General features: G+C 68.7%; 13 protein-coding genes. 7 read left to right on the top strand and 6 right to left on the bottom strand.

Features of this window, described 5'->3' with window-relative positions:
- Positions 1-31 precede the first annotated feature (31 nt).
- The 4 genes from DD559_RS02715 to DD559_RS02700 all read right to left on the bottom strand — a co-directional run bounded on the left by DD559_RS02715 (position 32) and on the right by DD559_RS02700 (position 7,203).
- Complete coding sequence (locus DD559_RS02715; protein ID WP_116467835.1) at positions 32-1,633, bottom strand: MBL fold metallo-hydrolase; 1,602 nt, start codon at positions 1,631-1,633, stop codon at positions 32-34.
- Positions 1,634-1,635: 2 nt separating this feature from the next.
- Entirely contained in the window at positions 1,636-2,358 is a 723-nt protein-coding gene (locus DD559_RS02710) for a hypothetical protein (RefSeq protein WP_116467834.1), read from the bottom strand.
- A 404-nt stretch (positions 2,359-2,762) separates the two neighbouring features.
- Positions 2,763-5,939 carry an efflux RND transporter permease subunit gene (locus DD559_RS02705; protein WP_116470669.1) on the bottom strand — a complete coding sequence of 1,059 codons (3,177 nt, stop codon included), beginning with the start codon at positions 5,937-5,939 and terminating at the stop codon, positions 2,763-2,765.
- 10 nt (positions 5,940-5,949) lie between these two features.
- Positions 5,950-7,203, bottom strand: a complete 1,254-nt coding sequence (locus tag DD559_RS02700; protein WP_116467833.1) for a TolC family protein — start codon at positions 7,201-7,203, stop codon at positions 5,950-5,952.
- 124 nt (positions 7,204-7,327) lie between these two features.
- Here DD559_RS02700 and DD559_RS02695 point away from each other — a divergent pair, with 124 nt between their 5' ends.
- Both DD559_RS02695 and DD559_RS02690 read left to right on the top strand, forming a co-directional pair.
- On the top strand, positions 7,328-8,005 hold the full coding sequence (locus DD559_RS02695) for a response regulator transcription factor (protein WP_116467832.1): 678 nt from the start codon (positions 7,328-7,330) through the stop codon (positions 8,003-8,005).
- The gene (locus DD559_RS02690; protein WP_116467831.1) at positions 7,992-9,371 is read left to right on the top strand and encodes a sensor histidine kinase; all 1,380 of its coding nucleotides are present in this window, start codon (positions 7,992-7,994) and stop codon (positions 9,369-9,371) included. Before DD559_RS02695 ends, DD559_RS02690 begins: the two co-directional genes overlap by 14 nt.
- A 21-nt stretch (positions 9,372-9,392) precedes the next feature.
- Here DD559_RS02690 and DD559_RS02685 read toward each other — a convergent pair whose 3' ends face one another.
- The gene (locus DD559_RS02685) at positions 9,393-10,238 is read right to left on the bottom strand and encodes a DUF1521 domain-containing protein (RefSeq protein WP_165830955.1); all 846 of its coding nucleotides are present in this window, start codon (positions 10,236-10,238) and stop codon (positions 9,393-9,395) included.
- 179 nt (positions 10,239-10,417) lie between these two features.
- On the opposite strand from DD559_RS02685, the gene DD559_RS02680 reads away from it, so the two are divergent.
- From DD559_RS02680 to DD559_RS02665, 4 genes are all read left to right on the top strand, one after another.
- A complete protein-coding gene (locus DD559_RS02680) occupies positions 10,418-11,341 on the top strand; it encodes a Tle-like phospholipase domain-containing protein (RefSeq protein ID WP_116467829.1) in 924 nt (307 codons plus the stop codon).
- Positions 11,342-11,375: 34 nt separating this feature from the next.
- The gene (locus tag DD559_RS02675; protein ID WP_116467828.1) at positions 11,376-12,296 is read left to right on the top strand and encodes an ankyrin repeat domain-containing protein; all 921 of its coding nucleotides are present in this window, start codon (positions 11,376-11,378) and stop codon (positions 12,294-12,296) included.
- A 100-nt stretch (positions 12,297-12,396) separates the two neighbouring features.
- Complete coding sequence (locus DD559_RS02670) at positions 12,397-13,704, top strand: phage tail tip lysozyme (protein ID WP_116467827.1); 1,308 nt, start codon at positions 12,397-12,399, stop codon at positions 13,702-13,704.
- Complete coding sequence (locus DD559_RS02665; protein WP_116467826.1) at positions 13,701-14,024, top strand: hypothetical protein; 324 nt, start codon at positions 13,701-13,703, stop codon at positions 14,022-14,024. Before DD559_RS02670 ends, DD559_RS02665 begins: the two co-directional genes overlap by 4 nt.
- 4 nt (positions 14,025-14,028) lie before the next feature.
- Here DD559_RS02665 and DD559_RS02660 read toward each other — a convergent pair whose 3' ends face one another.
- Complete coding sequence (locus tag DD559_RS02660) at positions 14,029-14,406, bottom strand: hypothetical protein (protein WP_116467825.1); 378 nt, start codon at positions 14,404-14,406, stop codon at positions 14,029-14,031.
- A 123-nt stretch (positions 14,407-14,529) separates the two neighbouring features.
- Here DD559_RS02660 and DD559_RS02655 point away from each other — a divergent pair, with 123 nt between their 5' ends.
- Complete coding sequence (locus DD559_RS02655; RefSeq protein ID WP_116467824.1) at positions 14,530-15,000, top strand: hypothetical protein; 471 nt, start codon at positions 14,530-14,532, stop codon at positions 14,998-15,000.
- Positions 15,001-15,006 lie beyond the last annotated feature (6 nt).

Here is a 15,006-nt window from a genome sequence, read left to right as displayed (position 1 = left end):
CGCGCACCGATCGCATGCGATGTCGGAGGGGTCATACATGGATCTCCCGCTTGAGGAACAACCGCTCCGCAACCCGACCCTGGGCACGGCACGCCGCCACGAAGGCATCCGATTCGCGGATCGCCAGGTCCCCTGCCTGATAGTCGAGGTCGAGGATGTGATTCAGCCAGGGCTCCGCACCCATGGCATAGACAAAGGCGCGGGCAGGATCGAAGCACCGCACCAGATCCAGTCCTTCGGCGGCGTTGCTGCCTCGTCCCCGCCGCGCCTGATCATTCTCCCGCGTCGTCTGCTGGTCCAGCAACGTGCCATAGACCCAGGAAAGGGGCGCCCCCTCGCATTCCATGCCCAGGAACAACGTATCGATCGGTCCCAGGCGCGCGCGGACATGGCGATACAGATCCGGCGCCATGTTGCAGCTGTCCGCCGCCACCAGCACCGTCGAACGTCCGAACCGCAGATGGTAGGTCAGCTTGCTTCCCACCAGCAGGTCGTGATGCTCGCCCACAAAGGGCAGCGCGGTCAGTTCCTCGTCGGCCCCGAGCGGCAGCGTGTCCATCGCGTCGAGCCCGACAACATCGCGAAAGCCGAGCGCGCGCAGCAGCAACACCAGCGAAGGATCCTGCAACGCACCGGCGACGTTTCGCGGGACGACGATGCGGCCGATGCGGTGCCGCAACTGGAGCAACGTCTCCAGCACGACATGGTCGTGATGCGCATGCGTTATCAGCACCGTGTCGATCCACTCCGGCAGATCGGCATAGGTGAAACGGTCGGGTCCGCCCGGTTGGTCATAGCCCAGCAGCGGGTCGACGAGCAGCGACGTCTGCCGGGTTTCGATCAGCAGGCAGGCATGGCCGAAATAGCGGATGCGGGGAGCGGTGCCGTCATAGCGCGCGCGCGGCGGAGGGGCCTCCGGCGTGAACAGAGTCTCGAACAGCGCCTGCTGGTCGGCTTCCAGCGCCGGGCCGAGCGCCTCCTGCAGCGCCGGCAGCGCGACGGGGGTGGCACGCGCGGCGAACAGCAGATCCAGTGCGGGCGACGCGAACGGAAGCGCCAGTTCCACCACGGCCGGGTCGGGAAGCCGCGGCGTCGAAAAGACGAATGATCGGCTGCGATCCCCGGCACTGCGGCGAAGCGTGAGACGCTGCAGCCCGGTGTCGTAGAGCGGGGTGTCGTACAGCAGCGCCTCGTAGAAGCGGAAGTCGGGCCGGTGGTGCCGATCATAATAGAGCTCCACAAGGCCGCGCAGCACCGCCGGCACCTCCTCGTGGAGCGCATCGAGTGCGCCACCGGTCGCGCGTTCCCGCAACAGCGCCCCCAGCGTGCGCACGGCGTGGACGAACGCGATCTGCGGCGCGGCCCGGTTCCTCGCTGCCTCCACCAGCGCCGCGATCTCGGGCGCGCGATCGGGCGGCAGATCGATGAAGGGGCCGCTGCGAAGCAGGGGATTGCGCACGGAGGCCGCGTGCAGCGCCGGTGATCGGGCGAAGGATTCCATCGCGCGCAACTGCCGTTCGACCATCGTGAACGCGGCGGTGGCGGGAGGAATCAGGTTCACCCAGGCGGACCAGCGGCCGACAAGCGGCTCGACCTCCACATCCGGCCGCAGATACCATCCTTCGCCCGCCATGGTCAGCGCGGGCGCCGGGGTGCCAACCGCTTCAGTGCCACGAAGATTTCGCTGAACTTCGAAAGCAGGAAATAGCGCGGCTGAAGCGATCGGGGCTGAAACGGCGTCTCCAACACCGCATCGAGATCGAACGGCATGATGTCTCCATCACCTCTGCCGACGTTGCGACGCTCTTCCGCAGAAGTGAGGATGGCGGCACCCAGCACCTTCACCATGCCGGCCTCGCGCACCAGCCCCACTTCGAAAGTAAACCAGAACAGCGTCGAGAGTTGCTGCACCAGGGTCGGCGCATATCCTCCGGCGCGGGCGACTTCCCCAAACATCCGATGCGCAAGCGCGCCCCGCGGCGTCAACAGATAGGGGACATGACCATAAACATCATGAAACATGTCCGGCAAAGCCGCGAACGCCAACTCTTCCGGAGACCGGACTTTGGACGCGACCGGAAACTGATGCTCCGCCGTAGCGCGAAAAAGAAAAGTGTCGTCGACCATGCCGGCAGAGCTGACCAGTCGCCAGGAAGTAAGACGTGCCAGTGTCGAATTCAAAGCCTCGAGCGGCACAGGCGCGGTTGCGCAGGGCAGTAGCCGGGACAGACCGTCCATATATGTGCTACATGCGTGGGTCGCGACATCCAGATGATGACGTTCGACCAGCGCAGACCAGGTATCGTGTTCGGAATCCAAATATCCGTTGAGTACGCCCGGGTCCGCTAGCATCAGCATCACTCCCCTTCGATGCAAAGGATGATCGCCTACAACACTCAAGCCCGAGCGGAATCAGAACCTGACGACCTGCTACAAGCACCCCCGCCTGATACAAGACAATTACCACAACCGACCTAGCTGTCCAGCAGCTTGCGCCAAACGCGAACGCAATATTGCAGGTTTCGCAACCACCATTTGGAATATTTTGCGCCAGATCAGGTGAAATTCTGGCCCTTCCCTGGAGAATGGCCTCGGCGTGGATCAGCGATATTGGCGAAATCTACGGCGCCACGGCGACCAACCCCGCTCGATCCGCCATGGTGCCGGGCGGCAACGCCTGCGTGGCTGGAGGGTGACAGGCCATGTGAAGGGCCATAGGCATTGCGGCCATTCGCCCTTCCACCGCGCGCATGCGGCAAGCATCATCCCCCGGTTGCCGCCGGCACGTTCCTGGACGCGGTCGTTCCCGGCGCCAGCGCCCAGCGGTACAGGCTGGGCAGCAATAGCAGCGTGAGCAGCGTCGAGGTGACGATCCCCCCGATCACCACCGTCGCCAGCGGCCGCTGTACCTCGGCCCCCGCCCCGCTCGCGATCGCCATCGGCAGGAAACCGATCGAGGCGACCAGCGCGGTCGACAGAACCGGGCGCAGACGATCACGGGCGCCCTGGCGAACGGCCTGGTCGATCGGCAGCGCCGCGCCATCGCGGCCATCGCGGAGGCCGCTGATATGGTCGATCAGCACCAACCCGTTGAGCATCGCGATGCCGGAAAGCGCAATGAAGCCGATCGCGGCGGTGATCGAGAAGGGCATGTCGCGCAGCCATAGCGCCATCACCCCGCCGGTGACGGCGAAGGGAATGCCGGTATAGACGATTGCCGCTTCGCGGACGCTGCCGAGCGCGAGATAGACCAGCGCGAAGATCATCAGCAGCGCTGCCGGCACCACGATCGAAAGCCGCCGTTGCGCCGCCTCGAGCTGGTGATACTGGCCGCCGAACGCGATGCGATAGCCCGGCGGCAGCGGGATCCGCCGCGCCAGCTCGGCGCGCGCCGCCTCGACATAGCCGGCGAGATCGCTGGTGGAGAGGTTGACCATCAGCGCAGCCCGGCGATTGCCGTTATCGTGCAGGATCGGCTCCACCATCCGGGTTTCGCGCAGCCGGGCGACGCGCGACAGCGGCACCATGCCATAGGCGCCGACGCGCAGCGGCAGCGCCAGGATCGTCTGCGGATCGGCGCGCAGCCCTTCGGCCATACGGATCACGATGGCATGGCGCGCGGCATTGTGCGGAATGAACCCCACTTCCGCACCTGCCACCGCGTCGCTGATCGCCCGGTTCACTTCCTGCGCGCCGATGCCCAGCCGCAGCAGTGCGGCGCGATCCAGCTCGACGACGATGGTCTTGGGCCGGCCGCTCGTCTCGAACTCGACGCTTTCGGTGCCGGACTGCTTCTCCAGGATCGCCTTGGCCTGTGCGGCCGCCCGCTCCAGCACGTCGTAATCGTTGCCGTAGATCTTTACCGCCACGTCCGCGCGGACGCCTTCCAGCATCTCGTTGAAGCGCATTTCGATCGGCTGGGCGAAGGCGAAGCTCTGCTCGGCATAGACGCGCTGCGCCACCTTCTCGATGCCGGCGATCAGTTCCGCCTTGGTGCGGGGCATCCCCTCGCCCTTCGGCCATTCCTTCTCGGGCTTGTAGAAGACATAGAGGTCGTTCTGTTCGGGCGGCATCGGATCGGTCGCGACTTCGCTGGTGCCGATGCGGGAGAAGGTGTGCGTCACCTGCGGAAAGGCCTTGCGGATCGCACGCTCGTTCGCCTGCTCGATCGCCAGGCTGCGCTCCAGCGACATGCCGACCGGGCGATAGACCATCGCGGTAATCGCGCCTTCGTCGAGCTGCGGGGTGAATTGCGCGCCGAGCGTGCGAAACGTGAGGAAGGTTCCGCCGAGCATCGCGACGGCAGCGAGCACCAGCAGCAGCGGATGCGCCAGCGCGGCCGAGAGCAGCGGCGTATAGAGGCGATCGGCAATGCCCATCAGGCCTTTCTCATGCCCCGTCTCGGCATGATGCACGGGCGCACGCAGCAGCCAGGCCGTGAGCATCGGCACGATCGTGAAGGTCCAGGCGAGCCCGGCGACGATCGCCAGCATCACCGCCTGCGCCATCGGCTGGAACAGCTTGCCCTCCACGCCGCCCAGGCTCAGCACCGGAACATAGACCAGGGCAATGATGGCGATGCCGAAAAAGGTCGGCCGCGCCACGCTGCGCGCTGCCTTGGCGACAGTGGCGCGGCGTTCCTCCAGCGTCAGGTCGGCGCCCTTCTCCTGCCGGCGCACCGCCAGCAGCCGCAGCGCATTTTCGACGACGACGATCGCGCCGTCCACGATCAGCCCGAAATCGAGTGCGCCCAGGCTCATCAGATTGCCCGAAACCCCGATCGCGTGCATTCCGCTGACGGTGACCAGAAAGGCGAGCGGGATCACCAGCGCCACCATCAGCGCAGCCCGCCAATTGCCCATCACCACCAGCAGCACCAGCGCGACCAGCAGCGCGCCCTCGCCCAGGTTGCGCTCGACCGTGGCGATCGTCCGGTCGACCAGATCGGCGCGGCTATACTGCCGATCGATCACCATGCCCTTGGGCAATGCCGCCTGGATCTCGGGCAACGCCCGATCGACGCGGAGCGCAACCTGCCGGCTGTTCTGGCCGACCAGCATCATCACCGTGCCCAGCACCGTCTCCTGCCCGTTCTGCGTCGCCGCGCCCTGACGCGGGCCATGGCTGGTGACGATACTGGCAAGATCGCGGACCTGGAGCGGCAGTATGCCGGCCGCGAACTTCACCGGAATGGCGCCGATTTCCGCGGACGTCATCACCCGCGCATTGGTGCGGACAGCGAAGCGCTCGCTCCCGCGCGCGATAATGCCGCCGCCGGCATTCTCGACATTGCCGGCCACCGCGGCCGCCAGTTCGGCCGCGGTCACGCCATGCGCGGTCAGCTTCGCCGGGTCCGGCTGGACGACATATTGCTCCTCCAGCCCACCGCTCGAATTGACATCGGCCACGCCCGGCACCGCGCGCAGCATCGGTCGCACGGTATATTCCTGCGCCTCGTACAGCTCCATCAACTGCCGCTCGGCCGCCATGCCCGGCGGTGGCTGGCGCCACGCGAGCGTATAGTAATAGATTTCGCCCAGCCCCGTGGTGATCGGCGCCAGCTGCGGCGTGCTGCCCGGCGGCAGCTGATCGCGCACCGCCGTCAACCGTTCGGAAACAAGCTGGCGCGCCTTCAGCGGATCGATGCCGTCCTTGTAGAGCAGGGTCACTTGGCTCAGCCCGGTCTTGGTGAGCGAGCGCGTCTGGTCCAGCCCCGGCTGGCCGCCCATCGCCCGCTCGATCGGCAACGTCACCAGCCGTTCGATCTCCTCCGGTGCCAGCGCGGGCACCTGGGTGTTGATCTGCACCTGCACGCCGGTGATGTCCGGGATCGCATCGATCTGCAGGCTGAAATAGGACCAGAGCCCGATCGCGGCGACGATCGCGCTGACCGCGGCCACGGCGAGCCGGTGGTGAGTGACCCAGTGGAGCCAGCGCATCGCGATTCCCTCAGCGCGCCAGCGGCACGCCGCCATTGAGGGCGCGCAGCTGGAGGAGTGCCTCGATCGCATCGCGCCTTGTGTCGAGGATCGCGCTCGTCGCCTCGAGATAGGCCTGCTGCATCTGGGTATAGATGGTCAGCGGGATCGCACCGAGCCGATAGTTGCGATCCGCCTCCACCGCTGCGGCGGCGAAGCGCTGGGCAGAGCCGCCATCCCATTTCGAAAGCGCCTCGCGCTTGGCCTGATATTGGGCAGCCTGGTCGAACACTTCGCGGGCGACGCGGCGCTCGGCGGCGATCAGCGTGGCATTGGCCTGGGCCTGCCGCCCCTGCTCGGCCGCGACATCGCCGGCCTGCCGGTTCCACAAGGGGATCGAAGTGGAAAGCCGCACGCCGACATTGGTCTCGCGAATGTCCGATCGGGCACGGTCGTAATAGGGGCCGACGCTCACCACCGGAATGCGCGCCTTCTTGGCCAGGTCCACGCGCAGCCCCTGTTGCTCGAACTGCGCGCGCAGTGCCTGCAACTCGAAATTGTTCGCGCTCGCCCTGGCGACCAGCATCGCATCGGGCGGCAGATCGGGCAGGGTCATGTCGGGCCGCACGATCCGAATCCGGGCGGCAAAGGACGCCCCGCGCAACTGGTTGAGTTCGTAGAGAATCGAGTTCGCCTCGGCATCCGCCGCCGCGGCGCTCCGCTCGGCGCTGATCGCGCTCGCCTGGAGCGCGGTCGCCTCCAGTTGCGGCGACGGGCCGGCGGGATCGCGGGCGACGATCACCTGCGCCAGCGTCCGCAACCGGTGCGCCACCGATCGCGCAGCCGCCGCCTTCTCATCCGCGGCGAACAGCCGATAGCCGAGCGAACGCGCCCGCGCCGCCAGCGTGGCATCGAACTGCTGGAGCCCGATCCGCGCCAATGCCACCTGCCGGTCGGCGATCGCCCGGCGCAGCGCGATCCGCCCGCCGAACTCGATCGGCTGGGCGATCGAGACGGCATAGGTCATCCCCTCACCGTTCAGCGCACCGGTATTGACGTCGGTTGCGCGGCGCTGGCCGAACTCGACGGTCGCCTCCGGATCGGCCCAGCGTCCTGCGGCTTCGCGGACGATGCCGGCGCTTTCGATCTGCTGCCGGTAGAATTGCCGCTCGGGATTGTTGGCAACCACGTCCTGCGCCAGCGCATCGAGCGTCAATGCCGGGCCGCTCTGGGCCAGCGCGGGTGCTGCCAGGCACATCCATCCCACCGCTGCCAGCAACCGCATCTTCCGCCTCCGAACCAATCGGCCGTCCCCTAAAGACAGGGCTGCGGCAGCGTCGACTAAAACCGCGTTCAGACTCTGAACCGCAATTCAGTTGACCCGGCGACCATCGGCGCGAAACAGGGGCGTGACGCAGATTCTGCTCCTCGAAGACGATCCCGGCACCGCCGACGAAATCCAGCTCGAACTGGCCGCCGCGGGCTATGCCGTGGTCCATCGCACCACCCTTGCGGCGGCGGCCGAGGTAACGCGGGCTGGCGGCATCGACCTGCTGATCGTCGACCGCCAGCTCCCCGATGGCGAAGGGCTGGAGCTGATCGCCGCCCTGCGCGCCGAAGGCTTTCGCACGCCCGCGCTGGTGCTGAGCGCGCTCGGCAGCCTTGACGATCGCGTCCGCGGCCTGCGCGCGGGCGGCGACGACTATCTGCCCAAGCCGTTCGCGCTGGTCGAACTGCTCGCCCGTGTCGAAGCGCTGCTCCGCCGCCCCGACGAGCGGCGCGATACAAGGCTGATCGTCGGCCCGCTCGATCTCGATCTGCTGGAAGGCAAGGCCAGCCGCGCCGGACGCCCGCTCGATCTGCTGCCCCGCGAGTTGAAGCTGCTCGACTATCTCGTCCGCCGCCCCGGCCGCATCGTCACCCGATCGATGCTGCTCCAGGATGTCTGGGGCTACACGTTCGAACCGAACAGCAATGTGGTCGACGTCCATATGGGCCGCCTCCGCCGCAAGGTGGATGGCGAGGGCGAGCCGCAGCTGATCCGCAACGTGCGCGGCCAGGGCTATGTCTTCGATGTTCCGGCCTGATCCCCGCACCCGCGCGACCTGGCGCTGGGGCGGCGCGCTGGCGGCGATCCTGGTCCTCCAGTCGCTGGTGCTGGCCGCCCTGTTCTGGGTCACCGCCAACGGCAACCATCGCCGCGCGATCGAGCACACCTTGCTCGACGATTGCAGCTTCTTCGCGCTCACCCCGCCCGCCGAGCGCATCGAGGAACTGCGCGAGCGGCTTGCCCGCGACATCCATCGCGAACGCTTCCTCGCGCTGTTCGACGCGCGCGGGCAGCGGATCGCCGGCAATGTCGCGACCATGCCGGAGCCGCCCGCCGGCGGCGGCATGTCCTTCGTCGCGCCGATCGCGCCGACCAGCCTGCCCGGCAAGACCAGCGACGTTGCCCGCCTGACCCTCTGTCCGCTCGCCGATGGCACCCGCCTGCTCGCCGGGATGGACCTGGACGATACCGAGGAGGCGCTGCGGCTGACCTGGCAATCGCTGCTGATCGGGCTGCTGCCGGGCCTGTTCCTCGCGCTCGGCGTCGGCCTTGTCGCCGGCCGCCGCGCGGCGCGACAGGTGGATGCGGTGCGGCTGCTCACCGAACGGATCGTGTCGGGCGATCTCGACCAGCGCCTGCCGGTGCCGGTGCGGCCGGACAGTTTCGGCCTGCTGTGCGCACACATCAACACCATGCTCGATCGGTTGCAGATGCTGGTCGCCGAGGTGCGCGGCATCGGCGACGATATCGCCCACCAGCTCCGCACCCCGCTTACCCGCCTGCGCGCCGGGCTGGAACGCGGGCTGCGCGAGGCCGAAGATCGCGCCGGCTTCGAAGCCGTGATCGATCGCGGCCTGGCCGAGATCGACGGCCTGCTCGGCATCGTCGCGGCACTGCTCCGCCTGCGCGAGCTGGAGAACGACGCCCGCCGCAGCCGCTTCGCCCCCGTCGATCTCACCCGGCTGGTGGAAGATGCGTGCGACCTGCACCAGCCGCTTGCGGAAGACCGCGGTATCACGCTGCTCTGCACCTGCGCGCCGGTGCCAGCCGTCGAAGGGGATGCCAGCCTGTTGATCGAAGCGGTCGCCAATCTGATCGACAATGCCATGAAGTTCGGGCCGGCTGGCGGAACCGTCAGCGCGCAGCTGACCTGCGATGCCGGGGTGCCCCACATCACCATCGCCGATGCGGGGCAAGGCGTGCCGCTGGCCGAACGATCGCTCGTCACCCAGCGATTCTATCGCGGTCGACGGGACGGTGCGGGCGCCGGCCTCGGGCTCGCGCTCGTCAAGGCCATTGTCGATCTGCACGGCTTCACGCTGCACTTCGCACCCCAGGGCAGCGCGGTGACAATCCGTTGCGGGCCCAGACGGCCCGCAACGGATTCATCGCCGCCGCGCTGACCGGCCGGTGCGAGGTGGCGCTCAGTTCGGCAGCAGCAGCTGGCGGAGCACCCGGCTGCTTTCCGGCGATGCAACGCTCGCGCGCGCAGTTGCGTCGAACATGAAGCTGATCATGCTGCCGTACAGCAGGAAGCCACCGATCGCCGCGCCCAGCTCGGCGAGGCTGGGCATCGCGCTGTCCGGCCCATAGATCGCGCCCGGTCGGGTCAGATCGGCGTCCGCCTGCGTCACCGTCGCGCCGAGCTCGGTCTGCCAGCCGCCGGCCGCCTCGTGCACCGTGAAGCCGTCGCGGTTGGCGGAATCCAGTGCGTAGCCGTTGGTCGAAACGCTGACCGACAGGTCACCCAGCTGCTGCTGGCTGATGCCGTCGATCACCACGGCATTGGCACCGCGCGTCACCACCACCTGGCTCGCAAAATAGACATTGGGATTGTCCTTTGCCTGTTCGGTATTGACGGTGATCTTGGTGCCGTTCGCCAGTTCGAAGGTGGTGGTGCCGTAGAAATCGAACTGGTGCTTGCCGTTCACATCGACATGCGGATCGCCCCAGACACGGGTGCTCTGGCCGGTCGCTTCGTTGACGATCGTCATCTCGCTGTTCCGCTCGTCGATGGCGAGGTGATAGCCGTCGCCCAGATCGATCCGCGCAGTGCTTTGGCCCGTGGTCTGCGCGGCGAAGCCCGCCTGCGTCGCAAGCTGCGCATCGTTCGCCAGCGTTCCCAGCTGGATCGACAGCAGCGAGGGCAGCATTGCCGTGGCCAGCGGCCCCGCCCCCAACGGCGCGAATTGCTGGGCGAGCACGCCGCCGGCAAGCATCAGCTGGGCGGCCGCGAAGGGCGTCGCAGCGGCGGGCGAAATCGTCGTCATGTCCATGCTCCTGAAACGTCGGTGGGTTGCGGACCCGTTATGCTGCCCTGCTTCCCACGCCCTGCCCGGCCACGGCATCGCCGGATCGCGTAGATCGCCTAAACGAATCGTCTAGCGACGGCGGGGCCCCGGCATGTCATCCGGTACGGCGACGGCCCCATCGGCGAGGAACGCAGAACATGATGTCGGCAGCTGACCAGCTTTCGCGACCCAACGGCATCGCATCCTCCACGGCGGCATCGGCATTGCGGCAGCGCGCCGCGAACGATGATTTCCAGGCCCGTCACCTGCCCCCGCGTGAGCTGCTTGCCTGGCAACAGCCCGCGCCGCCGGTCCCGTTCGTCCGCAGCGAAGCCCCACCGCTCGCGACCGAACGGGCCGGCGGACCTTCCACCATCGATCTCGCGGCCATGGCGGCGGATGTCTATAACGACACGCCGGCCCCGCCCGCCGGCTACCGCGTCGCCGGTGGCGACGACCTCGCCAGGATCGGGCTGCGCGCCGAGGACCTCAGTTCGCCGCAGAGCAGCTTCCGCGCCCGCGTCTATGTGGCAGAGGGCGATGGCGGCCCAAACTACGTCGTCAGCTTCCGCGGCACCACCGACGGCAGCGACTGGAAGGCGAACGCCCGGCAAGGCGTCGGCCTGCCCTCGGATCAATATACCCGCGCGCTGCTGATCGCGAAGGCGATCGGCCGCCACCCTGAGGCACAGGTGACGATCACCGGCCATTCGCTGGGCGGCGGCCTCGCCTCCGCGGCGGCGCTGGCCAGCGGGCGCGACGCCCAGACCTTCAACGCCGCCGGGCTTAGCGACGCCACGATCCGGCAGGCAGACGCGATCCGGGGCAACGGCCCGGCGCCGAAGATCGCCGCCTTCTACGTGCGCGGCGAGATTCTCTCGGCGATCCAGGATGGTGGCGACCGCGTCGCCGGGGCGATCATCGGCGGCATTCCGGGGGCGATCCTCGTCGATGCTCCCGAGGCCTATGGCACCCGCATCCCGCTCGAAGCGAAGCAGCCGGCGGGCCAATCCTGGTATCAGGATACGCCGCTTGCCCGGCACGGGATGGATTGGGTCGCAAGCAGCCTGGGCGCACATTGACCCGGGCCCGCCCCACTACCTACACCATGGCGGCGTGACCCGCCGCTTCCGCATCCTCGCCGCGCTGATGCTGGCGGCCGCCCCGACCGGAGGATGCATGGCCGCCGAGCCAACCTGCTATACCAAGCGCGCCGCGGTAGTATTGCCCGATCGCACCCGCGTGCTCACGCATCTGAGCAACGGCACCGCCGGCCGCGCGCTGGCCGAGGCGATCTTCGACGGCCGCGTCGAGGAAGCCCAGGCGATGCTGGCGCGCGATCCGCGGCTGATCGGGACCGCCGTGGTCGACGACCCCAAGATCCCCCAGCCCCCCGCCGGCCGCTATGGCGACCTGCTCACCTTCGCGGTGGCACGGTGCGACGCCGACGCAGTGACGATGCTGTTCGCGGCCGGTATGCCGAAAGATGGCGTGAAGCCCGGCGCCGCGCTGTCGCTGGCGATCCTGGCCGACAGCCCGGCGATCGCCGAGCAGTTGCTTTCGGCCGGCGCCGCGCCCGATCCGCAGGCCAAAGGCAGCCAGAGTCCGATGCGGAGCGCGATCACGTTCGGCCATCTCGGCGGCGTGATGACGTTGCTCCGCCATGGCGCCGATCCCCGCCGCGCCGATGCCTTCGGAATCGATCCCGTGCGCATCGCGATGGACGCCGAGCAGGCTGAGATCGCCGAGTTGCTGATCGAGAAGGGCGGCACCTTGTGGAGCGTCGCCGACGACGGCAGCATGGCCGCGCACGCCCTGCTGGAGACGCCGGTGATCTTCACCAGCCCGGAAATGCTCGCCGCCCGCACCCGCCTGGTGGAGCGCGCCCGCAAGGCCGGCTTGGGCTGGCCCCCGCCCGATCGCGCGACGGTGAAGCAGCAGGTCGCGAGCGGTGCCTGGCCGACGCCCGCCATGACGAGGGCGGGGATGACGATCGCGCCGCCGGTGCTGGAACGGCTGCGGGCGGACAAGCGCTAGCCACGCGCGGACGCGCTGCGCCGCCCGCCTAAACGAATCGTCGAGAGACACGCACCGCCGCCGATGCGAGTTTTGCGCCGACGGTTCAGGGAGGCGTTCCATGCTCGACTCGATCAGCCGCACCAGTATGTCCGGCGGCGTCCGCAGCGGCGATAGTGGCGGATACACCGTCCGCCAGGGCGATACGCTCTCGAGCATCGCGGCGCGGAACGGCGTCTCGCTCGCGGCGCTCCGGGCGGCCAACCCGCAGATCCGCAACCCGAATCTGATCTTCCCCGGCCAGACGATCGCGTTGCCCCCGCCGGGCGGCGGCAGCTACACTGTGCAGGCTGGCGACACGCTTTCGGGCATCGCCGCGCGCTTTGGGCTCGACTGGCACGATCTCGCGCTCGACAACGGCCTCGCCAATCCGGGCATGATCCTGCCCGGCCAGACGCTGCGGCTGGGCAGCGGCAGCGGTAGCCCCAGCACCGGCGGCGCAGAAGCAGTCGGCCGCGTGGAGGGCGGCGGCTCGGGGCGCAATCCCGCCGACGTCGCCCGGCAATATCTCGGCCGCAACGCCGCGGATCTGCGCGGCGACCGCAGCGACAACCTGCCGATGAACGCGAACGTGCCGGCCAATGTGTGCTGCGCCAATTTCGTCTCGGCAGTGCTTACCGAAGCGGGGCAGCTGCCGGCGAACCTCCACACCGACTCGGTCGCGCAGCTCGACAAGACGCTGCGCGCGCAGGGCTGGACGGAGGTCAGCGCCGCGCAGGCCAAGCCCGGCGATGTCGTCATCATCCAGGGCGGCGGCGTCTCGCATACCGTGCTCTATGCCGGCAACGGCCAGACGATCGGATCGAACAACCGCAATGCCGACGGCACCCAGAAGGTGACCACCGGCAACCTTTCCTGGGCGCTGTCGCACGGCGCCAAGATCCTGCACGCGCCGTCCGCGGCCCAGGCACCGGCGGAGGCCGGCGGCGCCACACGCGTCGGCGCGCCGTCCGCGACCCGCCAGGGCCGCATCGACCAGGCGATGGCCTATTTCCAGGCGCAGGGATGGACGCGCGCGCAGGCGGCCGGAATCGCCGCCAATCTCGATGCGGAAAGCCGGATGGAGGCCGATATCCGCCAGATCGGCGGCGGCCCCGGCTATGGGCTCGCGCAGTGGGAGGGGCCGCGCCAGGCAGATTTCGCCGCCTGGGCCGGGCACGACATCCGCAATTCGACCTTCGAGGAACAGCTCGCCTTCGTCCAGCACGAGCTTACCGGCACGGAAAGCGCCGCCGGTCGCCGGCTGCAACAGGCGACCAGCGCCGGCGATGCCGCGGCGATCGTCTGCCGATATTATGAACGGCCTGCCGATATCGTCGGCGATTCCGCCTACCGGTCGCAACTCGCCGCGACCATCTTCCAGCGATGATCCTGTTCCCCCTCGCCGCGCTCGCCGCCGCCGCCGCCGCCGAACCCGCGACCTGCGTGTTCGACATCGCCCCGCCCGAACCCTGCACCCTGCAGGTGCAGGCCGGGCCCGGCGGCACCACCCGGCTGCGCGCGCAGGGCAGGAGCGGCACGCAAGCCGTGTTCAGCGGCAAACGGGCCAATGGCTGGTGGGCAGGGGCGCTCGACGGTGCGCCCGCGATGGGGTTCGAGCGCAATCGCGGCCATGTGGTCTTCTCCACCCGCGCGCTCGACCGCAGCTTCGAATATTGGACGCGCGGCAACGAACACGGGCGCTACTGAGCGATCACCCGAAGATCGACCGGGGCGCACCGTGCTTGTCCGCCCAGCCGGCCCAGGCGACGTCGGTAGGGCCCAGCGCTTCCTCCACCAGCCGCCACCCCTTCCCCACGCGGCGGAACAGCGCGACATAGTCCTTTGAGACCATGCCCTCCGCCTCGGCGGAGCCAAGCGGCGTGCCGGCATAGCTGATCGGGCGGCCGGCCTTGTCCTGCATCGTCGCGATCAGAAACACCCAGTCGCCCTGGTGGCCGAGCGTGCGCACCACCAGCCTGGGCGTTTTGCCGATGCGGCGTGCGATCGCCTGGTGCGCGGCGTCGAGAATGGCAGCGCGATCGGCGGGGGCGATCTCGACGGCGGCGGCAGCGACCAGGGGTAGGATCATCACGCAACTCCCGCAGACAGCGATGCCCTTCCCTAGCATCGCCTAAGCGATTCGTGGAGCGCGCCGACGCCCGAAAGCCGCTATCCACGCTGGCATGTTCCATTCCACGGACGAGATTCGATCATGACCCAGCCCATCGGAATCGGCGGTCTCCGCGCCGCTGCGCTCGGCGGAATCCGGGCGACCGGCACGACGCCGGGGGCGCTGGCCGGTCAGGCGATGACGGTGCTGGCCAATCGGGTCGCCGGCACGCTCACCCGCGAACTGGGGCTGGCACAGGGGGCGCGGGCACCGCTGCGGCCCGGCGACGCCTATGACACCCAGGGGGTGGCGCGGACGCTGGCCGCCGCGCTGGGCGCCGCGCCGGCAGACGCCGGCCGCCTGTCGCGCGCGCTGAACGACTTCACCGGCGAGGTCGCGGCACTGATCGCCGCAAGCCCGACCAGCGACGTGCTGGATCGGCTCTCCGGCCTCGGCTACGCGCTGTTCGATCCCGATGGCCGGCCGGGCATGACCGATACCGACCATGCCTGCGTGGCGATCGAGACGGCGATCTTCCAGCTGCGCGAGGACCCCAACCGAACCGCCCGCTGAGCGACG

Source organism: Sphingomonas pokkalii (assembly GCF_003096275.1).
Taxonomy (GTDB): domain Bacteria; phylum Pseudomonadota; class Alphaproteobacteria; order Sphingomonadales; family Sphingomonadaceae; genus Sphingomonas; species Sphingomonas pokkalii.
Note: the sequence above shows the minus strand (reverse complement) of the source record. Positions and strands in the feature narration are given on the sequence as shown.